Annotated in this window: 18 protein-coding genes; 13 read left to right on the top strand and 5 right to left on the bottom strand. The window is 49.9% G+C overall.

Annotated features, from left to right (window positions below; genetic code table 11):
• Positions 1-233: 233 nt before the first annotated feature.
• Entirely contained in the window at positions 234-413 is a 180-nt protein-coding gene (locus LKK83_RS24530; protein WP_324634045.1) for a hypothetical protein, read from the bottom strand.
• 569 nt (positions 414-982) lie between these two features.
• Here LKK83_RS24530 and LKK83_RS24525 point away from each other — a divergent pair.
• From LKK83_RS24525 to LKK83_RS24500, 6 genes are all read left to right on the top strand, one after another.
• Entirely contained in the window at positions 983-1,420 is a 438-nt protein-coding gene (locus LKK83_RS24525) for a late competence development ComFB family protein (RefSeq protein WP_324634044.1), read from the top strand.
• Positions 1,421-1,535: 115 nt separating this feature from the next.
• A complete protein-coding gene (locus LKK83_RS24520; protein ID WP_324634043.1) occupies positions 1,536-1,751 on the top strand; it encodes a hypothetical protein in 216 nt (71 codons plus the stop codon).
• 205 nt (positions 1,752-1,956) lie between these two features.
• Positions 1,957-3,984, top strand: a complete 2,028-nt coding sequence (locus LKK83_RS24515; protein WP_324634042.1) for a serine/threonine-protein kinase — start codon at positions 1,957-1,959, stop codon at positions 3,982-3,984.
• A gap of 359 nt (positions 3,985-4,343) precedes the next feature.
• The gene (locus tag LKK83_RS24510; protein WP_324634041.1) at positions 4,344-4,553 is read left to right on the top strand and encodes a hypothetical protein; all 210 of its coding nucleotides are present in this window, start codon (positions 4,344-4,346) and stop codon (positions 4,551-4,553) included.
• A gap of 158 nt (positions 4,554-4,711) precedes the next feature.
• Positions 4,712-7,384, top strand: coding sequence for a P-loop ATPase, Sll1717 family (locus tag LKK83_RS24505; RefSeq protein WP_324634040.1), 2,673 nt, complete (start codon positions 4,712-4,714; stop codon positions 7,382-7,384).
• Positions 7,385-7,913: 529 nt separating this feature from the next.
• Positions 7,914-9,641, top strand: a complete 1,728-nt coding sequence (locus LKK83_RS24500) for a protein kinase domain-containing protein (RefSeq protein WP_324634039.1) — start codon at positions 7,914-7,916, stop codon at positions 9,639-9,641.
• Between the two features lie 219 nt (positions 9,642-9,860).
• On the opposite strand, the gene LKK83_RS24495 is transcribed toward LKK83_RS24500, so the two are convergent.
• Positions 9,861-10,349: a helix-turn-helix domain-containing protein gene (locus tag LKK83_RS24495; RefSeq protein ID WP_324634038.1), complete on the bottom strand. Its 489-nt coding sequence runs from the start codon at positions 10,347-10,349 to the stop codon at positions 9,861-9,863.
• A 462-nt stretch (positions 10,350-10,811) separates the two neighbouring features.
• Here LKK83_RS24495 and LKK83_RS24490 point away from each other — a divergent pair, with 462 nt between their 5' ends.
• The 5 genes from LKK83_RS24490 to LKK83_RS24470 all read left to right on the top strand — a co-directional run bounded on the left by LKK83_RS24490 (position 10,812) and on the right by LKK83_RS24470 (position 15,476).
• Positions 10,812-11,738, top strand: coding sequence for an SHOCT domain-containing protein (locus tag LKK83_RS24490; RefSeq protein WP_324634037.1), 927 nt, complete (start codon positions 10,812-10,814; stop codon positions 11,736-11,738).
• A gap of 191 nt (positions 11,739-11,929) precedes the next feature.
• The gene (locus tag LKK83_RS24485) at positions 11,930-12,244 is read left to right on the top strand and encodes a hypothetical protein (protein WP_324634035.1); all 315 of its coding nucleotides are present in this window, start codon (positions 11,930-11,932) and stop codon (positions 12,242-12,244) included.
• A 198-nt stretch (positions 12,245-12,442) separates the two neighbouring features.
• Positions 12,443-12,748 carry a hypothetical protein gene (locus LKK83_RS24480; protein WP_324634033.1) on the top strand — a complete coding sequence of 102 codons (306 nt, stop codon included), beginning with the start codon at positions 12,443-12,445 and terminating at the stop codon, positions 12,746-12,748.
• Between the two features lie 16 nt (positions 12,749-12,764).
• Entirely contained in the window at positions 12,765-14,189 is a 1,425-nt protein-coding gene (locus tag LKK83_RS24475; RefSeq protein WP_324634032.1) for an ABC transporter ATP-binding protein/permease, read from the top strand.
• A gap of 240 nt (positions 14,190-14,429) precedes the next feature.
• Positions 14,430-15,476, top strand: coding sequence for a WG repeat-containing protein (locus LKK83_RS24470; protein WP_324634031.1), 1,047 nt, complete (start codon positions 14,430-14,432; stop codon positions 15,474-15,476).
• Between the two features lie 58 nt (positions 15,477-15,534).
• On the opposite strand, the gene hisB is transcribed toward LKK83_RS24470, so the two are convergent.
• Positions 15,535-16,116 (bottom strand): imidazoleglycerol-phosphate dehydratase HisB, encoded by a 582-nt coding sequence (hisB, locus tag LKK83_RS24465; RefSeq protein WP_324634048.1) that lies wholly within the window; start codon positions 16,114-16,116, stop codon positions 15,535-15,537.
• 201 nt (positions 16,117-16,317) lie between these two features.
• Positions 16,318-17,094 (bottom strand): enoyl-ACP reductase FabI, encoded by a 777-nt coding sequence (gene fabI / locus LKK83_RS24460; RefSeq protein ID WP_324634030.1) that lies wholly within the window; start codon positions 17,092-17,094, stop codon positions 16,318-16,320.
• A 506-nt stretch (positions 17,095-17,600) separates the two neighbouring features.
• Between fabI and ntcA the strand changes: the two genes are divergently transcribed.
• Positions 17,601-18,266 (top strand): global nitrogen regulator NtcA, encoded by a 666-nt coding sequence (gene ntcA / locus LKK83_RS24455; RefSeq protein WP_442957365.1) that lies wholly within the window; start codon positions 17,601-17,603, stop codon positions 18,264-18,266.
• A gap of 637 nt (positions 18,267-18,903) precedes the next feature.
• On the opposite strand, the gene LKK83_RS24450 is transcribed toward ntcA, so the two are convergent.
• Entirely contained in the window at positions 18,904-19,170 is a 267-nt protein-coding gene (locus LKK83_RS24450) for a hypothetical protein (protein WP_324634029.1), read from the bottom strand.
• Between the two features lie 257 nt (positions 19,171-19,427).
• On the opposite strand from LKK83_RS24450, the gene LKK83_RS24445 reads away from it, so the two are divergent.
• A complete protein-coding gene (locus LKK83_RS24445) occupies positions 19,428-21,230 on the top strand; it encodes a DUF3084 domain-containing protein (protein ID WP_324634028.1) in 1,803 nt (600 codons plus the stop codon).
• Positions 21,231-21,314 lie beyond the last annotated feature (84 nt).

The following is a 21,314-nucleotide window of genomic DNA, read 5'->3' as shown; positions in this document are numbered from 1 at the left end:
AGCCTTTAAGGGCTGTGTTCCTTGCCCCGCTCACGCTTCAGGCATTTACCCTCCACTTTTGCGGGAACGAATCGCACCTCTATCTTCCAGTATGCCTTCTGGGCGGGGATGATGGCGGGGAAAAATAGGCGATCGCCCATCCCGGTGGCGACACTACTCCTTTCCCCACGCCGCGCTCAAACCCTAAAAAAAATATTAATAAATTGCCTCGTACCCCCAGTGGCGAGATTACCCTATTGAACGGGGGTTCTCCGGGCGGGAGGACGTTGGGCGTCGCCCACAGGGTGGTTGAGTTCGAGACCCTTCCGACTCGCGCGAACTACAGCGATCGCATCGAACCGTGCCAACCGGGCGATCGCCGCTTCGATCCCCGCCGTGGAAGCCGCTTTTTCTCGGCAATCGTTGCTACACAATCTGTAAGCAGTTTAAAGGTGGTTTTGAACCTCCATTTGTTCTAGTGCTAGGGCGAAGCGGGTGGCTGCGGTTATCCCGCGCTCCAGCACAATTAGGTGGGGGTTTGGGACGGGGTTGCCTAATTAAATTGTAGCATAGTTTGCGGCAGAATGATTCTATCCGGGGGAGAGATTTATGGGGAAAGTTTTGCATGAGGAGAAATGATTTCGGGATTGGGTTGGCGCGACGGAGCGCTCCGGGTTGACTTCAGCTCAAGGGGGTGGAAATGTTATATTTTTTTAATAAATAACTACCGATTGACAGTGTTAAACTAGGAAAAAGATGAAGCACTTGTCTTGTGGGATTGATTCAAGAATTGTAAATAAAAATTTACGATTGGGTTGGATATCCGGTCCAAAAACGAACGGCAGCCAAACGGAAACCCGGTAGGCAGAGGAGCTTGATGCAACCGGGAAGGCGATATCGGCTCCGAATCTAGAGGAGGAAGGATTCTGTAGCGGTTTTTCGAGAACAGGCAAGCAACCGAAGGGGTAAATCGGTTGGTCATAGATAGAAGGAAAAAGCAATCATGTCTAAAGAAATTGTTAATTTAACCTGCGAAGTGGTTTCTAAAAAACTCGATCGGGTTTTAGAGACCTATCCCTACTCGCTTTATCAAGAAGTGGTAGAGAAGTCCGACTTGCGGTTAGAATTAATTGCCTATGTGTTGAATCGCGTGTCTAATTTGCATGTGGTGACTCAACAGGAGAAGAACTCGCCAGTTGACCTGCGGTTGGCATCCAAGGAGCTAGTGAAAATCGATGCGTTAATTGTGGAGGGAATTCACGTCATCTTGCCCAAGGTGATGGAAAGTCCGCCGCAAGAGTGTTGTGAAATCCTGCAATATGAAAAAAAGAAAGAAGAGGCGGAAACCAAAGTACAAGAAGGGGACTGGAATGGGTCGGTAAAGTCCTGTAGGTGGGACGAACTCGCCACTTATACGCAACTGAAGTGGGCGCAGATTTGAATGTTATGTAGGGGGAATGGGGTTGCAGATTGGGGAACCTGTGGGTGGATGTGGGTTCGATATGAGTTAGAGGGAAACCAAGGCCATCTGTGTCGCCCTCCGATCGGGAGATCCGGTGCGAGGGAGGGGATGGGGCGAAGGTGGCGAGCCTCCCGCCCCAGTAGGGCGATCGCCGTGGCGGAATGGGGATAGCAACCGGGCAATGCAATCGGTGGAGGGAATGCAACATTTCTTCATCAGTTGCCGCCAAAGCGCGATCGATGAAATGGATAATCCTGATTTGGTATGGCAGACAACGAAGGGGTGGCCGATGCTGCGCCAGTATTCCTGATGTTAGGTAAAATTGAGATATTCTGCCGCGATCGCCCCCTCGGGGGATTCAATTCATCTGGTGATGCCTTAAACTGACAGAAGAGCTTACCCCTTGCCTGTTCTCAGGCAGTAAGCGATTCAATTCTATCGGTGGATACACCGGAAAATTAAAAGACTCGTGGGAAGATTTATCATAGATTAAATGTGCTAAGGGCTTGCCAATTATGACTCATTGCATCAATCCCAATTGCCAAAATTGTGAAAATCCATATACGGCTGACACCTGTTCGAGCTGCGGGCAAAATTTGCTCCTGAAAAACCGCTACCGTTGCCTGGAGCTACTCGGTCAGGGAAAAAATAGCCGCACTTTTTTAGCGGTGGACGAAGACAAACCGTCGAAACCGCGCTGCGCCATCAAGCAGTTTTATGCCCCGAAAACCGATAGCGCGGACCATTCTGGGGCGATTTACAACCAAATGGGTACATTTACCCAAGAAGCCGTGCGGCTGGATGAAGTGGGCAAACACCCGCAGATTCCGGCGCTTTATGCCTCCTTTGCCGACGAAGGGTGCTTTTATTTAGTGCAAGAATACGTGGAAGGCGAGAATTTAGAGCGCGAGCTCGCCGAAAGCGGCACCTTCAGCGAAACTAAAGTTCGGCAACTGCTCAATGACCTGCTGCCGGTGTTAGATTTCGTTCACCGTCATGCCTTGATTCACCGGGATATCAAACCGGAAAATCTGATTCGCCGCCACAGTGACGGCAAAATCGTGTTAGTGGATTTTGGCACGGCACAATTCCCCACCGGCATGACGCAAGTGAAAGCCGGTTCGGCGATCGGATCTGCCGAATATGCAGCGCCGGAGCAAACCAAAGGGCAAGCGGTGGTTGCCAGTGACTTGTACGCTTTGGGCGTCACCTGCTTGCATTTGTTGAGTGGGTTGCCGCCGTTCGATCTGTACAATATTAAAGCCGAAAACTGGGTGTGGCGGGATTATTTGAAAAAGCCCGTGTCCGTGCAGTTAGGTCGCGTGCTCGACCGCATGGTGCAACGGGACGCCAACCAGCGGTATCATTCGGCGGCAGAAATCGGCACCGCCCTGAATGCGCGATCGCTCGAAGGGGTGTTACCGCCGCAAAAAGTCCGCTGGGCCACTGCAGCGAGTGGGGCAGCGATCGCGATGGTTTCCATGCTCGTGGCTCATCGCGCTCCCTCTCCCGTGCCGCAAACCTTCATGGAAGCCCCCGAACCGGAAAAGCCCATGATGCACAAAGTCAAGGCTCCGGAAATTTCCTACACTCTCCCCGACTTGGAGCGCAATAGCGTCGGGTTGAACAAAGCCCAACCCATGCGGACCTTGGCGGTGGCATCCGGACCGGTCTGGTCGATCGCGGTCAGTCCCAACAGCAAAACCATCGCCTCTGGCAGTACCGACGGTACGATTCAACTGTGGCAAGTCAATGCCAATAACGTCCGGGTTCCCATCCGGATTCTCAGCGGTCATGCGGATCCCGTGTGGACCCTCGCCATCAGTCCCGACGGCAATCTGCTCGCCAGTGGAAGTGCCGACAAAACTATCAAAATTTGGGACCTCAACACCGGCACCTTGCTCGATACCCTGAAGGGGCATACCGCAGGGGTGTTTTCCGTGGCATTCAGCCCCGATAGCAAAATGCTCGCCTCTGGCAGTTTTGATAAAACTGTGAAAGTGTGGCAACTGCATGGTGGCAAGTATGGGAAATCTAACGGTGCTTTGGTTCGCACCTTTTTGGGTCATTCCCAAGAAGTGCAATCCGTCACCTTTTCTCCCGATGGCAACACTCTCGCTTCTGGCAGCACCGATGGCACCGTGAAGCTGTGGAACTGGCGCAGCGGCCAACTGCAGCGCACTCTGTTAGGTCATTCCGATGCCGTGTGGTCCGTGGCGATTAGTCCGGATGGGAAAACTCTCGCGTCCGGTAGCTGGGATAAGACGGTGAAGCTGTGGGATCTTGAAACCGGTATCCCCTTCCGCACCCTGAAGGGTCATTTGGAACAGGTCCACTCCGTGGCGTTTGACCCGGATGGCGATACCCTCGCTACTGGCGATTTAGGCGGTACGATCAAGCTGTGGAAAACCTACACCGGCTCCCAGGTGGGGACGCTCAAGGGACACTCTGACTGGGTGGAAGTGGCTTTCAGCAAAAACGGCAAAACCTTGGTCAGCGGCAGCTTTGATGACACGATCAAGTTGTGGCGCGTGAATCCTTAATCGGAACGCGACGAGCCAGTTTTATATATTGTGATTTGCGATCGCGCTTCCTTGTGAGGCGCGATCGGTTTTTTGTGAGCGACAGTGAGAGAAGGCCGACGCCTGCTTGATATCCCGTCCGGAGGAATAGCTGTAAAAAAGGATTCGTCCGCGTAGGGCTTCGACTGCGCTCAGCCGAGACGCGGACTTAGCCTGCCTCGGCGGTATTTCAATTGCCCACTTCGATTGTACGCACCTGGGTCGCGATCGCAGGTACCACCCGAGAATCCCCGAGCGTTATGCGCGATCGTGTGAATTGTTCGCCGCCAAACTCAAAATGCTATAAAATGCACATGTATGGCGTGGAGGAGACAAGCGGAATGGAACCAACAACGGCAGACGATTGCAGCGCAGTGGCCAACGAGCGAGCCGCCGATGCCGAAGCGATCGCGAAATGCAGACCGACTTCAGTCGGTTCTGTTTACATTGCCGGTTATGCCATCGAATGCAGTCTAAAAGCCTTGCTGCAAAAGCGTGGTATCCCCACCCCCACTTCTGGAGCGCTAGGGCATAACTTGCATAAATTATGAAGAGTGTCTGGATTCGAGTTTTCAGACCTCAAGGATTCGGCAGGTTACAAAACATTCTTTCTGCAAAATTGGGATACAGCGTTGCGCTATCAGACCCATCTGAGTCCGGAAGGTCTCGGTATTCAAGAGTTGATGGCGGGAGCCAAGAAATTAAACGGATGGCTCCAGACCCAAATTCGTCGCAGCAAACCCCGGAGGCGTTAATGAATCATGCAGAAATAAAAGAGCGCATCCAGCATAACCTCGATGGAGCGAACTTGGACACCCAGGAAGTGCGCGTCCAACCCGATCCCTTTTCTGGGTGGCGAATTGCCGTTATTGCTGAGGGATTTGCCGACAAGACTTACGAACAGCGCAAGCAAATTGTTGTACCCGGACTGGAGGACATCAACATCGAGTGGCTCGACTTGTTAACGCCGCAGGAACGAGAATGGGCGGGAGTTTTGCCGATAGACTCGAGCTTAGAAGACCTGCCCCTATGGCCCGAAGCACTGGCGCGCAGCAGAAACCCTGAGAATGTTGAATGTAAAGAGATTGTCTTTGCCTCCGACTTGGACGAAGACTTAGAGCGTCCGATTGTCGCGACTTTCTATTCCTTCAGGGGAGGGGTGGGTCGCTCCACTGCTCTTGCTTATACTGCCCGAATTCTCGCCAGTCGGAATCGCACCGTCCTCTGTGTGGATATGGATTTAGAAGCGCCAGGGTTAGCCGCCCTGTTTGGCAAAGAAGCACAGATCGAGCCGGGACAAGGATTATTATCCCTTCTGCTCGAGTTAGACCGAGGCGATCGCCCGCGTAACATTGCCAACCATCTCCTGCGCCTCAGCGAGACGGAGGACCTGTATTGTCTTCCCGGTGGGATTCCCGATGCCAATTACGCCCGCAAGCTAAACTTTATCGATCCGGGGGCCTGGTATCGCGAGGAACGGAATCCCCTGCGAGACTTGATGGATATGCTCGCCTCAGAGTTGCCGTTTCGACCGGATGTTATCTTGCTAGACGCACGCACGGGGATTGCGCCTTTAAACGCTCCGCTACTCTTTGACTTGGCAGATCTGGCGATCGTGAGCTTCTTTCCCCACCCGCAAACCTTAACCGGCACTGAGGCCCTGGTGCGCGCCTTGCTCGCGGCTCGTACCCGACGGGTTAAGCTCCCACCACTAACTCCAGAACCCCGGTTTCTCATTTCACCCATTCCGGCGAGCAAAGCCCCGGAAGTTGTGGAACGCTACCAGCATCGCGCGATTGAATGGATTAGCGAGTGGCTGTCGGTGGTAGAGCGAGATAGGTCGGAAGCCGAACCGATGATTCCTTCGGAAATAGCTCATTTTGTTCCCTATCGAGAAGCGATCGCTACCTCAGATAGGATTATGGGCGATCGCGATATTTGGCAGGACTTTGAACCGATTGCCGAATGGCTGGAACGATTCCTCCCCGCGCCCAGCGAACAGCGCTTTCCTGATTCTGTGTCCGATGCCAAAAGCCAAATCCTCAAGGAACTCTCATTCTCCGGCGGAACCGCCGAGGTGCAAAACAATTTTCTCGAAACTTTTGTGGATGCCGGAGTGGTGACGCGCGCCCTTAATGCCGAAATCCCCTTGGTATTGGGTCGCAAGGGAACCGGAAAAACCGCTATATTTCGCCGTTTGATGGAAGGCGATCGACACTCTGCGGTGGTTTTGTCTCCGGCTCCACTCAGGGGCGATCGGCTTTGGGTGATGAGTGCGGAGGGCTTCAAGATAATTGAAAACACTTTGAGACAGACCGGCAGTAGTTGGCGGGATTTCTGGATCGTGCAAACTTGTCTCGCCTGTTATCTATCCGAGCCAGAACGCTATCCGCAACCGGATGATGCCCTGGCAGAGCTTTTGGGAGAAAAACCGGATACAGAAAAAAAAGCGGTGCGCCTAGTTCAAAAGTTACTCGGGCTGAGTGAGATTGGCCTGTTGGCTAAAGATTGGTTAAACCACATCGATCGCGCGTCCTCCCCCCCGACTCTGCTCTTGTGTGACGGTCTCGATACGGGGTTTGGCAATACACAGACCGACCGAAAGCGGCGTAAGCAGGCCATTGAGGGACTATTTTCCTGGGTAACGGATATGGGAGACAATCTCCAATCTCTCAAATTTAAGATTGTTCTCCGGGAGGACATTTGGCGGCAGCTTCAGTTTGAGAATAAAAGCCATTTTTTTGGGCGATCGGTGACCTTACAGTGGACCAATCGCATAGATTACTTGAAAGTGGCACTGAAGCAAGCGCTCTTGTCGCCCACGTTCCGGGAGATATCCAAATCTATATTGGGTAGCGAATTCTTGCCCAACCACAACTATTGGATGGACGAGCAGGTTATCCAGCTCTGGAATCTGTTGGTGGGGGAACGGATGCGGGGCGGAAAATCGACCTTTACTCGCACGTGGGTGTGGAAGCGGCTGGCTGACGGCAGCGATAATCACAGTCCTCGCACTTTGCTGCAACTGTTTCGTGTGGCAACCGAGTGGGAACAGAGAGAAAACTCGCGCAATCCCTATCGGAAAACCATCATTCGCCCCCGCGCTTTAATGGCTTCTCTAGAAGAGGTCTCCAAGCAGGCGCTCGATGCTCTCGTGAACGAGGAGTTTCCGGAACTAAACGGACTGATTGACCAATTGCAAGCACTGGGGCGATCGCCGTTGGAAACGAACAAGTTGTCTAATTTAGATGAAGAACTCACTTTGGCTCGGGAGGTTGGTTTGATTTCGGTCTATGAAGGCACAGAAGATAACGTACAGCGGTATAAAGTTCCAGATCTCTACCGATTGGGAATTGGCATGACTCGCAAAGGACAAGCATGAAGGTTAATTTTTTGTACTCAGCGATTGTCGGGAGAGTCGGACATCACTGGCGGCGCGGGGTGGTTTCGCGATCGCCAATCTAGGGTCGGCGATCTAATATCAAGTCTGGTGGATTAACCAGAATATCTGTAGGAGCGGGTTTTTTGAATGAACGAATGCTGCCAAATTACAAGTGGAATAAACTCGCCCCTACCCCTTTCTCTTGTATTGCACTCAATTGAGCGGATACCATATAACTCCCCAGTGGAATCCTTTGTGCTGCTCTATTCACAAGTGGCAATCTCATAGGAGTCAAAGGCAATGACAAATAAAGCACCCACAACCCTGACAACTGCTCAACTCGAACGCTGATTAGAGCAGCCGTATCGGTTCTCAAACCGAACTCGTTGGGAATCAGATCCGCGCCCGCCTTTCCTCAATCCCTTCACCCCTCAGACCCGAGACTCACCCCACGAGGGATATCGAACGGCGACAAAATTGGCAATTTATGAGACAATCAATTAAAAGGGTCTGTGGCATCAGGAAGGCGATGAAACAAATACTGCGACAGCGCTATACAATCATCCAGAAGTTAGGATCTGGCGGCATGGGCGAAACCTATCTGGCAGAAGACTTGGATTTGCCGATCGCGCCCAAACCCAAATGCGCCGTCAAGCGCGTGCATCCCACACAAATCCATCCCCACATCTTGCGCTTATTTGAAAAAGAAGCCGAAATCCTCTACAAACTGGGAGAAAACCACTCCCAAATTCCCAAACTGTTTGCCTATTTTCAAGAGGATCGAGAATTTTATTTGATTCAGGAATTCATCGAAGGGAAAGACCTCAGTCACAGCATCGCATCGGGCAAGCAGTGGAGCGAAAATGAGACCGTTCAGTTATTGCGAGAACTGCTCGAAGTGCTGGCGTATGTGCATCAGCATCAGGTGATTCATCGGGATATTAAACCCCAAAATATTATGCGTCGTCCCGATGGTTCCTTGGTGTTGATTGATTTTGGGGTGGTGAAAGAAGTCAGTACCCTACAAGTTAATGCCGCCGGATTCACGACGCGCACGGTGGCGGTGGGCACACCGGGGTATATGCCCAGCGAACAGGCAATGGGAAAACCCAAACTCAGCAGCGATATTTATGCTGTGGGAGTGATGGCCATTTTCGCACTTACGGGAATACCGCCGCATCAACTGGAAGAAGATAAAAGTGGGGAATTGGTGTGGCGCGATCGCGTCCGAGTTCGTGTAGAATTGGCCGAGATTTTAAGCAAAATGGTGCGCTTTGATTACCGCGATCGCTACGCCGATGCAGCAGAAGCATTGCAGGCGATCGCCGCCACTTTTCCCCCCCTCTCTCCCACCTCCCCTTCCACTTCCTCCGCTTTGCAACTGGCAAAAAATTCCCTGACTCGGTTTCTTCCATTTGGCGGAATTCTGGTGGTTGGCGTGGCAATATTCACCGAATTTTTCCTAGGCGATGTTCGTTTTTCTCCGGAGGAACCAGACCCAACCCCTAGGGCGCAACAGTGGCATCAGCAAGGGGATGAATTCAGACAACAGAAGCAATACAAACGGGCGATCGCTGCTTATGAGGAAGCGTTGAAACAGTCCCCAGATTTGGCTTGGAGTTGGCACAATCGAGGAGTTGCCTACCGGGAATTAGAACAACACCAGTCCGCCCTGGAATCTTACGAGAAAGCGATTGAAAATCAGGGGAATTTCTTCGACGCTTGGTTTAATAAAGGGGTTTCCTTACATCAGTTAAATCGATGTGAAGAAGCGGTCAGTGCTTTGGAGAAAGCGTTGGAAATCGAACCGGGCAATTCAGAGGCGATCGCATGGCATACCCAGGTCAAAAGTCAATGCGAAAATCCGGAAAATAATGGGATAACATTCCTAGAAAATTACCTAGCGATCGGCAACTGGAAAGCGGCAGATTTGCAAACCGATACTTTGATGGAAAAAGGGTTTGATTGTGAAACTGCGAGGCAGATCGATACCCTGTGGGTGGAACGGAGTGGGGGACGGTTTGGCTATAGCGTCCAGAAAGAGATTTGGGAAAGTACCCAAGGAAGCAAACCTTACCAACGTTTCGCCGACACGGTAGGATGGCGCGTGAATAATTCTTGGCTTCGTCAAGAGAATCTTAACTTTACAATAGATGCGCCCACCGGACATTTTCCGTGGAGTGGGTGGCAGGTTTCGGGTGAGTATCGGGAAGGATTTGGCGCTTTTATGGCCAAATTGGCAGCCTGCAATTTATAATCGGCAGTATCGGGCATGACTCGCGGCGTGGTATTTGATATTTCGTCTGGTGGAGTGCTAGGAAAAAGCGCAATGAGTGGATAACAAGATAGATTGTCTCAAATTGGTATAATATAGAGTTGAGACAATCTACCATCGGCCAATTGCCTTTCCATCGGTGAAGGCTCTTCCCCACAATTGGAGAAATTGGCATCAAACCATCGAAAATCATGCCGACAGTTAGTCAAGTGCGACGTTATTGAGTATATCTAAATTTTTTCCAGAGGTTTTTAGGGCTTTTGAGGTAGGAATTCGTAGGTTAAAAGCTATCACTAATTGATTGTTTTCGATATTTATATTAGTAATATTGACCACACTTTTTTCCGGCAATAAATTATCCAAGGCGACGCGATCGAGCTTTCGTTTATATCCGGCATCCTCGAGCCATTCCGCGATTTTTCTCCAGTTTTCTATCTTGCCATTGCTTTTGCCCACTAAACTTTTAACATATCGATACAGGGTCGCACAGAGGTCTGTTTCCACGCCTTTGGCATTTTTTCCCAACTGTTCCGCGATTGTGGAGGGACTACAGCCACAGAGCAACCCCCGCAGGTGGAGCTTTTCCACTGGTGTCAGGCTTTTGCCCTTCGCTGATGCCAAGTCAGCGTAAAGGGTGTCTAAGTCCCAGTGCTGGAGTGCTTCTGTAAATTGCTTGTCAGTGAGTGCCATTGGTAGATCCTCCAAAATTACTGATGCAATCCTAGCACAATTACTGATGCGTATCAGGAAACTTCGGGTGAAAATTAGCTTATTCTGTACTAAAGACCATTTTATACCGGGGGGGGTGAGGCAGGGGAAACTGAGTACAGCAGGCTAGCCCAAACTTGCTGAAGACTAGGATAGTGCCTGTGGGAATTTGATAATGGATCCACCTTTTCCGAGAGGGAAAATCGTCGGATAAATTGCTGGTGGAGCAATGAGTCCACCATGATTCCATCAGTGGCGATCGCCAAGCCGATTCCGCAAAAATCGGCACAATAGCCGGGGGTGAGGCTGTTATTGGCGTGCGAACTGATGAACGAACTGGTCAGTCCTGATGTCAGTGAGCGATCGTATTATCGCATTTCCTCTCTATATTAGCCGATGTCCGAACTCGCGGACACCCAATAACTCGCAAGAGGATGTTGAATAATGACCAAGAAAACTTATCGAGACAAAAACATCGACCTAGATGCCTTAGCAAAACATCTCGAAACCTGGTTTTTAGACCAGGGATATGAGGTACAAGCCAATCAAACCGAAGGCTCTTGGTGCGTCCAGGCGAAAAAATCAGAAGCCTGGAGAAAAGCAGTGGGAGCATCCCGGGCGTTCACCATTTTGATGCAAGGAGAACCCAACGACTTTTCTGTAGAACTCGGAACCGGAGAATGGGCCAGCAACTTAGTTGCTGGTGGTGTAGCGGCGGTACTCACTGGAGGGTTTAGCGTAATTGGGAGTGGGTTAGCCACAGGATGGACGAAAAAAGTAGAAGGAGATGTATGGAAGTTTATCGAAGAAGAGGTGATTTTTAAAGCCAAACGGAAATCCGAGCAAGAATTGGCTGAGTTGAAAGAGCAAGAAGCAATGCAAGCAAAGCTCAAGCAGCTCAAAGATGCCTTAGACCAAGGTATTATCGATGAAGTGGCGTATCAGGCCAAAAAAGCCGAAATTGAAAATCAGATTCGAGACCGACAAAAGAATAGCGAACTGAATGAACGATTGCTCGGTCTGAAAAAGGCTTTGGATGCAGGAATTTTAACTCAGGTAGAATATGAAGCCAAAAAAGCTGAGTTAATGAACCAAACCACCAATGCGGAATTAGATGGCAAACTGTCGCAACTCAAAGCTGCGTTATCTGCTGGAATATTAACCCAAGAAGAGTTCGATGAGAAAGCAGCAGTCCTGCAACAAGAAGTCGCTTTTGCCGATAAGTTAAAACAACTGGAAAATGCCAAAAATTCCGGCATTATCAGCTCAGAAGAATACGCGAAAAAAAAAGGCAGAATTACTCCCCCAAAGCTAGCACTACTGTCCGGGCAGGGTTCAGCTCATATTAGGATATTAGGAAATGCCTGCTAGAGCGTCGGGTGCCTCCGATATTTTAATTCTCCTATCCATAACATTTTGTCGCACGCACCCTCCCTATAACTCTACCGATACCGCAGAAAGATTTAACCCCTCTGCCACAAAAACACCTGTCGGCCACGGCCATTTTCCGGCAGTTTAATTGTCTGCAATTACTGATTTTAACGCCATAATGGAGGATAATTTTGCAATCTATCGCTAACTTCTTCAAGTCTATTTCTCAAGCCAGCCGCATTAAATTAATTGTCGCTTTATTTTTTTTGCTGTGGACTTTTTTGCTTGGCATAAAAACCTGGGAAATTCAACAGTCCGACCATCCGATGATATCCCCTAAAACTGCTCCATTTGTGGAGGAAAAACTCGATTGGAAAAAATTAAAAAAGATGATATCCCCTAAAACTGCTCCATTTGTGGAGGAAAAACTCGATTGGAAAAAATTAAAAAATTCGTTATACCGTCAATTCAATGATATAGTTAATAGTTACCGGAATAAAAACTAAGATAAATGGAGAAAAAGCCAATTGACAATAAATCCAGCAAAAATTACCCTATAAAATGCGATACCCTAGCTGTAGGGGGGCATTGCCTACTGGGTTCCACATGACAATCAGAGCGGTAAGTAGCCAACCCACCCGACTCTACTCACCCTTGCGTTGAGTGAAATTAAAATTTTGCTGACACAATTAGGAACAATAACCATGACAGAAGTGGAAAAAAATACTCAAGAATCCAATCCGCAAAAATCGGGCATATGGGAAAGTTTTTCCCAATCCTTTGCCAAACAAATAGGGACAAGCATTGGATTTTTTATCATCCCAGCAATCGGAATATTGATTCTGTTGAATACAAAAGTACCTATAGCCGATCCTATAGTGGAAGTAACAGCAGTGACAGCAGGAGCAGCAGCGGCTGCTATTTTACCCGCTGTAACTGGAGTTCCTTTAATCGTCGCCGTGGGGGTGGGGATAGTGCTGTGGTGGATAATTAGCTCAGTAATGTCGTGAAACCAGAGGAGTATTAATGAATCCGATTGAAGTTCGAGATGTTTCTCAAACATTTACCCGCAACCAGGAACAAAAGACCGTGCTTGATGGGGTAAGTTTTACCATTGAACCCGGAGAATTTGTTGCCTTATGTGGAGCCAATGGAAGCGGGAAAACCACGCTGATTAACATTATTTTGGGGTTGAGAAATCCCCAAAGGGGAGAGGTGAAGTTATTGGGTCACGCGCCACAGACGCCAGAATCCAAAACTCGCCTGGGCGTCATGCTGCAAAAAGTAGCAGTTCCGAAAAATCTGCAGGTGAAAGAGCTAGTGGATTTGCTGCGAAGCTATTATCCCGATTCTCTTTCCACTGAGGAAATTCTCAATACTGTCAATCTAGAAGGGAAACATCAGGATTGGGCTTCTAAGCTATCTGGCGGTGAAGAACAACGCCTCTATTTTGCTATAGCTTTAGCTGGGAATCCAGACCTCCTGATTCTAGATGAACCGACGAGAAATTTGGATCCGGAAGGCTGCGCCACTTTTTGGCGGCAAATTAAAGCGTGCAGAGAGAAGGGAATTACCATTCTGATGGTCACGAATAACAAATCGGATTGGGAAGAATTGAGTCATCTGGCGACGCGATTGATTACTTTGGCGGATGGGAGAATTGCCGAAGAAAAACGGCTGAATGAAGTGAGGGAGAAAAAGAAAAAACCGGAACTTCGTGCAACTGTAGAGAATCAGCGCGTCTGGTTGCCATTTGGGAAGCAAGTCTGGGCTGAAGGGATTCAGCTTCTTCGCGATCGTGGCTATTTGTTAGGAGTTTTCGGTTTTTCTTTCCTGGTACTATTAACCGCACAATTGGGAAAAATCGGATTGTTGGCTTTTGCCGCACTGAGTTTGCTTATTTTTTCTATAGAACGATTGGGGAAACGAGTAGCGGCGGAAAGAATTGAAGGGTGGCAGAAGCTTTTGCGCGTGACACCTCTGAGTCCAAAAATCTATTTGGCGGCCAAAGTTGTGGTGGCTTTCGTGCTGTTGACGGTTAATTTGTTATTAATTTTTTATATCGTGGCTTTGAGGATAGATTTGGAAGAAAGTTTGTTCTCGTGGGTCAGGATGTTTTCGAGTTTGCTTTTCGGTGTGATTCCGTTTGCGATTTTAGGATTGGCTCTCGGTTATTTATTTAAACCGAAAAGCGTGGACTCAATTATAGGGTTGTCTCTCCCGGTGGCTTTATTGACCTGTGGTCTCCCGATTCCTTATCCGGCGGATTGGGTTCAGGATTTAGTGACGTTTTCTCCGTTTTATCACTATGCTCAATTAGCGGTGTGGTCAGGGGGATTGGATGCTTATGATGGGCAGATTGTCTTGCATCTGCTGTGGTTGTTGTGGGCGGGATTTATGTTTGGTTTCTTGGCGATTTGGGCGTATGAACGCGATCGCCTGCTTGAATAGGGTCACAACAGTGGAACCCATCGATATCAGTAGGGTGGAGAATCACCATCCTACATTTAGGTTTAAAATACACAGCTTCATTCATCCTGTATTCAATTAGCCCTTGTCATGCGGGCAACCTTGTATTTAGCCCTACCCTGAGTGGATGCGGGAGTTTTTACTCTAGGTTTGGGTTTAAAATAGAGAGCAATACGGTGGGCGGTGCCCACCCTACTATAAAATACGGATGAGAGACAAGAGATGTGGAACCCCGCGCCTATGTTGATTGGGGGAATTGTCGCCCCACTGACTCACTGCGCGATCGCAATGTCCTGTGTTGTGATTCCGGCGCAATATGACGAAGCATTGCCCTTTAGCGAAGGGTTAGCGCTGGTGAACCAGGGGGAAAAATGGGGGTTTATCGATAAAACTGGCAATATTGTTATTCCCCTCACCTATGACGATGGGTTTCCCTTTACTACAGGGATGGCGCTGGTGATGAAAGGTGGCAAATGGGGATTTATCGACCCTACGGGAAAGCCGGTGATTCCCTTAACTTTAGAGGGGGCGTTGAGTTTTGCGGAAGGATTAGCGGCGGTGTGGATGGATTTTAAGTGGGGATTTATGGATCGAACCGGGGCGGTGACGATCGCCCCCAATTTAGATTGGGCGTGGAGTTTTTCCCAGGGATTGGCGCGGGTGAGAATTGGCGATCGCTGGGGATATATCGACAAAAACGGCGATCGCGTCATTCCCCCAGAATTCGACGAAGCATTTGACTTTTCCGACGATCGCGCCCTCATCAAACTCGATCGCCTATGGGGATATATCGATAAAAAAGGCAATCGAGTGATTCCGCCTCAGTTTGACAATGCCCGCAACTTTTCCGAAGGATTAGCGGCGGTAAAAATTGGCGATGAGTGGGGATTTATCGATCGCCGGGGAAATCTGACGATCGCCGCACAATTCAGCAATGCCACGTTCTTTTCCGAAGGATTAGCGCCGGTACAGATTGGCGAAAAATGGGGGTATATCGATAAAAATAACGAAGTAGCGATCGCGCCACAATTCGACAGTGCCGATTTATTTTACCAAGGATTAGCCGCGGTGAGAATTGGCGAAAAATGGGGATATATCGACCCGATCGGCAACCGAGTCATCCCCTTACAATTTGAAGAAGCGTTTGAGTTTTTTGAAGGAATGGCCGGGGTAAGAATTGGCGGCAAAATGGGTTATATAGCCCATCCTAACACCGAAGGAAACTCCTGTCAATCGTTGCGGTTCAATTCGACCCTTTCGCGGCGATAATGGAGAGGGCAAATTCCGGTAGGGAATAGACCTACCGGAAGTCTGCGCCCCCACATGGTTATAAAACGCCTTTAGAACTGGGGATAGTGCTAGCGCGACGGGGATCGACTTCAACCGCCATGCGAAGCGATCGGGCAAATGCCTTAAACGTCGCCTCGATAATATGGTGGGAATTAATCCCATCGAGTTGACGAACGTGGAGAGTCATTTGAGAATGATTCACCACCGCCACGAAGAATTCGCGCACCAACTGGGTGTCATAAGTACCGACGCGCTGGGTGGGAATCTCCAGACCATAACTTAAATGAGGCCGACCGGAGAAATCGAGCGCCACTTGAATCAAAGCTTCATCCAGGGGGGCGAAGAAATGACCGAAGCGGACGATCCCTTTGCGATCGCCCAGTGCCTTGTGCAACGCCTGACCCAGAGTAATCCCCACATCTTCATTGGTATGGTGATCGTCAATTTCCAAATCCCCCGTCGCCTCCACCTCCAGATCGAACAATCCGTGGGAGGCGATTTGATGCAGCATGTGGTCTAAAAACGGGATGCCAGTAGCTGCAGAGCATTGACCGGTGCCATCCAGATTCACCGTTACCCGAACGTCAGTTTCGCCGGTGGTGCGCCGGATGGTAGACATTCTCGGCAATTCCCCTAAATTTGCTTGCGCTTCCAAGTCCTTGCCAATTGGATTGTCAGAAGCGCCACTCACTGTCGTCTGCATGATGTGATGATTGCAACTATGAAAAAAATCTATAATCTATGGTATCTCGCCGCAAAATCAGTCAGAATTAAGAATTAAGAATCCAACAAAAATTCTCAATTCTCAATTCCGCCTCGGTTACATTCCCATAATGTTGTAACCCGCGTCTACATAAAGCACTTGACCGGTGACGCCACTGGACAAGTCGCTACAGAGGAAAGTCGCCGCATTGCCCACTTCCGTCTGAGTCACCGTGCGGCGCAGGGGTGCCACTTCTTCCACATGACGGATCATATCCAAAATCCCGCCCACTGCGGAAGAAGCCAGGGTGCGGATCGGTCCGGCAGAGATTGCATTCACCCGGACGTTTTGGGAACCCAGTTCCGCCGCCAGATAGCGGACATTCATTTCCAGTGCAGCTTTAGCAATACCCATGACATTGTAGTTGGGAACCACGCGCACCCCGCCTAAGTAAGTCAGGGTGACGATGCTACCCCCTTGAGTCATTAAGGGTTTGGCGGCGGCGGCGAGGGAAACCAACGAATAGGAACTGATATCCAAGGCGCGGGTAAAACCTTCTCGAGAGGTGTTGCTAAAATCACCGGAAAGTTCGTCTTTGCCGGCAAATGCCAGACAGTGGATGAGGATATCGAGTTTGCCCCATTTTTCCCGGATAGTCTCGAAGGTGGATTGAATCTGAGCATCGTCTTGGACGTTGCAAGGTTCAAATACGGTGGGATTGAGCGGTTCGACCAATTCCCGGACTTTCTTTTCAAAGCGTCCTTTTTCGTCCGGCAGGTAGGTAATGCCGAGTTCAGCGCCCGCTTGGTGTAGCTGTTGGGCAATGCCCCAGGCAATGGAGCGGTTATTGGCGATGCCGGTGACTAAGGCGTGTTTTCCTGTTAAATCTAGCATGGAGGGTTTATTCTAGGAACAATCGGCAAGCAGCGGCGATGTGGAATCTCCCGGAATCTTGCCAGGGCATGGGCAGGGATTCCGCCCCAGGGCGCGCCCGGTGTGGAGGGTGCATCGCAAGCTGCGGTGTGTGTGGGATAGGGGTCAAACTGCAACCCGAGAGGCGATCGCCTCTCCAGTGGGGGGGAGCTGACCCCAAACTTGATTGAATCACAATCGGTGCCTCTACAGGCGCGATCGCTCCTGTAGTTTTCCGAGAAAAAATGCAGTGGCCCTGCCGGCGGTGGGTGAAGTTATCCGCCACAGGTGTCAAAAATTGTTGGACAATCTGACCGCGATTCTGTATCCTTTAGTACAAAAAAAGCGCTTCAGCTCAGTTTAAGTAATTTAAAGTGCAAAACTAACCCCATGCAAACCCCCGGCAATTGCTTATACCCAACCCTGGTTCGAGTTTATAACAGACATAAAATTCTAGATTATCGGATTAAAGCCCAATGGATATGATAATGACCCAAGATAAACCCCTTGCCGCTGTCTTTCGTCAAATGGGAACGGGAACGTTCCCGCCGATGGTGGAAAGTTACGAACGAAGCAAGACCATTTTTTTCCCCGGGGATCCGGCGGAACGAGTCTATTTTCTGCTCAAAGGTGCCGTGAAGCTCTCTCGCGTATATGAGGCGGGGGAAGAAATCACCGTGGCACTGTTGCGCGAAAATAGCGTTTTTGGCGTGCTGTCTCTGATTACCGGCCATCGATCGGACAGATTTTACCATGCGGTGGCATTTACCCCCGTGGAGTTGCTCTCGGTGCCGATCGAGCAAGTGGAAAAAGCGCTCAAGGACGATCCGGACCTGTCGATGGTGATGCTGCGCGGACTCTCTTCGCGGATTTTGCAAACCGAGATGATGATCGAAACCTTGGCACACCGGGATATGGGTTCGCGATTGGTTAGTTTTTTGCTGATTCTGTGCCGGGATTTCGGGGTGCCTTCTCCTGATGGGATTACTATCGACCTGAAGCTGTCTCATCAGGCGATCGCTGAAGCAATTGGCTCAACTCGCGTCACCGTGACCCGTCTGCTGGGCGATCTGCGTCAAGAACAAATGATCTCGATTCACAAGAAAAAAATTACGGTGCATAATCCAGTGGCGTTGAGCGAACAATTCACCTGATCCCCTGTGGATTCTCTCGCGGGTCAGGTTAATGGGTTTCCCTTTTTAAGCCCGCAACTGATTGCTTCTCGAACGGTCTTTCTGGAAGTGGAGTTTCCGCCCTGACCTTAACCGTGGCCTGTCTGCTACGCGATCGCTTTCTCCACAGTTTTAATTCCCCTACCTTCCACAATTTCTAAAGGTTTTGAGACCACGTGGGCGTCCCCCGTAAAATGTCCCGTGGTCTCTATTTTATCGCCGTTTTTTCTCTCTCTTCCTGGGGTTTAAGCGGCTCTTTCTTTCCCGTTAATTGTCTCGCTAGTGGCTCAACCTACACTAGCATGTGTTGGATTAATTTTAAGCAAATATTCCGCCGGAATTATACTGCATGTTTGGCAAAAAATGGCGCAATGAATGCCTATTTTTATACTCGATTGGCGTTGCTATCGATTAAACTTTATAGCCGATTTATCGATTAATTATCAACGCGATCGCCTTCTGCTTCACAAGGAAGGATAACAGCAGGAATTGTGTTTCAAAACACTCTCTAGGAAAGTGCCGATTCAGTCTTAGATAAAGGGGAAAATCAACGGTATCTCTCGCGTTAATGTTTTGTTAATTCATCCCTTTTTTTTTGCACCAACTCGGTTTCTATCCTCTACTGCACTAACTCCTGGAAAGATAAAAATACATCAAAAGTTATCTTGACAAACAGAGAGTGATGTGATAATAAATAGGACAATCCATCGGCGGCAACGAGAGGGTTTGATTCCTCGGGAGTCGATGGGTGGGGGAAGTCGGGGAGATATACCCCACTCGCGGGATTGAATTTTTCCCAGTGGCCGGATAGAATGTGGAGGAATGCCGATGTTATCCCACCGAGAGAGCGCCGATGCGATCGCGCCCGCCGAAACTGCAACTTCACGGATAGGTTTCGGGCAATATGGAGAAAGCGGGATGATTCTCCGGTTTGGGAGGTTTGTTCCTGGCTTTTTTCTCAGAAAACTTTTACCATAAAAGACAAAAGGGTGGGTTAAACGATGGCATGTCGATCGCCAACGGTGAAGGAACTTTTAAAGTAGTTCAGCGCGAGGGTTATCCAGTGAAAAGAAACAGGGGGGTTGAGCGTTCACTTCTCGTCCGGAACGTTGAAAAAGGCGCGATCGCGAGGGTATTTTAATTATGATGACCAGCGCTTTCGTTCTGATACTGGCCATTTTAGTCTTGGGGGGACTATTGGCCACCTTGGGCGATCGCTTGGGGACCAAGGTGGGAAAAGCAAGGCTGAGTCTATTTGGTCTGCGCCCCCGGCAAACGGCAACCGTGGTAACAATTATTACCGGGTTTACGATTGCCGCTTCCACCTTGGGGATTCTATTTGCCACCAGTAAATCCCTGCGCGTCGGGGTGTTTAAATTAGATGAAAAACTCAAAGAACTGCGCGAGGCACAAAAAGAGCTATTTGCGGTTACGGTGCAAAAACAACAGGTGGAAGCGGAATTGATAAAAGCGCGAGAACAGCAAATTGTGGCGCAACAGGAACTAGATGCGATCGACAAATCGTTGCAGGAAGCGATCGCCCAACAAACTCAAACTGAAGGCGAATTGGAGCGCACTCAAACCGAACTGGAGGAAAGAGAAGGGGAACTCGATCGCGTGCAAGGAGATTTCGAGCGGGCAAAACGGGACCTCAACCAGATCGAATCCAAATTCGAGCGCGCCCAAACCCAGTTGCAACAGGTGACGGAACAAGCGCAAACCCTGCGCCAAGATATCGAATTGCTGCAAACCGAACGACAAGAACTCATCGAACAGGGAGAGCAGGTTCGAAAGCTGATCCTAGAGCGCGATCGCGAATTGGCGGAAAAACGCCGGGAACTCGCGAACCAAAAGCAGGAAATCCAACAGCAAAAGCGCTTGCTCGCAGAGCAAAAACTGCAAATCGCCGCTCAGTCCGAAGACATCGCCCGACAGGGGCAAGAAATCGCCAAGCAAAAAGACGAAATGGCGGCACAGGAGCAAGAACTCGCGGCACAAGAGCGCGAAATTGCCGCCCAAGAGCAGCAATTGGCGGCGCAAGAGCAGGAACTCACCACCCAGGAACAGGAACTCGCGGCCCAGGAGGAGGCGATCGCGCAACGCGAAGCGCAAATCGAGCGACAAGAACTCGAAATCGCCGCCCAGGAGGAGGAAATCGCTGCCCAAACTCGGGAACTTGCCGCTCAGGATCGCGAAATCTCGCAACAGGAAACCGCGATCGCGCAACAACAAAAGCTGCTCAAAGAACTGGGGAACCAACAAGCGTTTTTACAGCGCGAAGTGCAAAACCTGGAACGGGATTTTCAACTGTTGCGCGAGGGCACAGTTGCTATCCGCCGCAACCAAGTTTTGGCCTCCGGAGTGGTTCGGGTGCTGCGACCCTATGGGGCGCGGGAAGCAACCCAGGAATTATTGCAAGAAGCGAATCGCGCCGCGATCGACATGATTCGCCCGGGTACTTCCCAATCCGAGGAAGAGGTGATTTTTATTCCCAATGCAGATATCGAACAATTAGTGGATCGAATTGATGATGGTCGAGATTATGTGGTCCGAATTCTATCGGCGGCGAATTACTTATTGGGAGAAACCCAAGTTGATGTCTTCGCCGATGCGGTGGTCAATCAAGTGGTGTTCCAAGAAGGGGAAATTGTCGCGACCACTTCGGTGGAACCCGCGCAAATGAGTGCCGAAGAAATTCAAGAACGCCTCAATCTGCTGCTAGGTGCGGCTAACTTCCGCGCTAAACGATCCGGTATTCTGGCAGATTCGATTACAATTGGCGATGGACATCTCGCAGAGGCGATCGAATTTCTCATTGAGTTGGAAAACTATGGCGAATCGATGATAGTCCAGGCGATCGCCGCCGAAACCACTTACACTGTCGGTCCGCTCATCGTCGAGTTGGTGGTGATTCGCGATGGTGCGATCGTCTTTCATTCGGAGTAGTCATTGACCAGTCAGGGACTCCGTAGAAACCAACCCCATGTCTAAAGCCAGGGGCTTGTACTTCTAACCACCTGACCAGCCTAA

This window comes from Phormidium sp. CCY1219, assembly GCF_035615515.1.
Lineage (GTDB): Bacteria > Cyanobacteriota > Cyanobacteriia > Cyanobacteriales > Laspinemataceae > CCY1219.
Note: the sequence above shows the minus strand (reverse complement) of the source record. Positions and strands in the feature narration are given on the sequence as shown.

Excerpts from the sequence above, each read along its gene's own strand:
- LKK83_RS24510 (WP_324634041.1), top strand. The coding sequence starts at position 4,344 with ATGGAACCAACAACGGCAGACGATTGCAGCGCAGTGGCCAACGAGCGA.
- ntcA (WP_442957365.1), top strand. The coding sequence starts at position 17,601 with ATGACCCAAGATAAACCCCTTGCCGCTGTCTTTCGTCAAATGGGAACG.
- LKK83_RS24515 (WP_324634042.1), top strand. The coding sequence starts at position 1,957 with ATGACTCATTGCATCAATCCCAATTGCCAAAATTGTGAAAATCCATAT.
- LKK83_RS24445 (WP_324634028.1), top strand. The coding sequence starts at position 19,428 with ATGATGACCAGCGCTTTCGTTCTGATACTGGCCATTTTAGTCTTGGGG.
- fabI (WP_324634030.1), bottom strand. The coding sequence starts at position 17,094 with ATGCTAGATTTAACAGGAAAACACGCCTTAGTCACCGGCATCGCCAAT.
- LKK83_RS24480 (WP_324634033.1), top strand. The coding sequence starts at position 12,443 with ATGACAGAAGTGGAAAAAAATACTCAAGAATCCAATCCGCAAAAATCG.
- LKK83_RS24475 (WP_324634032.1), top strand. The coding sequence starts at position 12,765 with ATGAATCCGATTGAAGTTCGAGATGTTTCTCAAACATTTACCCGCAAC.
- LKK83_RS24470 (WP_324634031.1), top strand. The coding sequence starts at position 14,430 with ATGTGGAACCCCGCGCCTATGTTGATTGGGGGAATTGTCGCCCCACTG.
- LKK83_RS24505 (WP_324634040.1), top strand. The coding sequence starts at position 4,712 with ATGGCTCCAGACCCAAATTCGTCGCAGCAAACCCCGGAGGCGTTAATG.
- LKK83_RS24500 (WP_324634039.1), top strand. The coding sequence starts at position 7,914 with ATGAAACAAATACTGCGACAGCGCTATACAATCATCCAGAAGTTAGGA.
- LKK83_RS24495 (WP_324634038.1), bottom strand. The coding sequence starts at position 10,349 with ATGGCACTCACTGACAAGCAATTTACAGAAGCACTCCAGCACTGGGAC.
- LKK83_RS24490 (WP_324634037.1), top strand. The coding sequence starts at position 10,812 with ATGACCAAGAAAACTTATCGAGACAAAAACATCGACCTAGATGCCTTA.
- hisB (WP_324634048.1), bottom strand. The coding sequence starts at position 16,116 with ATGTCTACCATCCGGCGCACCACCGGCGAAACTGACGTTCGGGTAACG.
- LKK83_RS24525 (WP_324634044.1), top strand. The coding sequence starts at position 983 with ATGTCTAAAGAAATTGTTAATTTAACCTGCGAAGTGGTTTCTAAAAAA.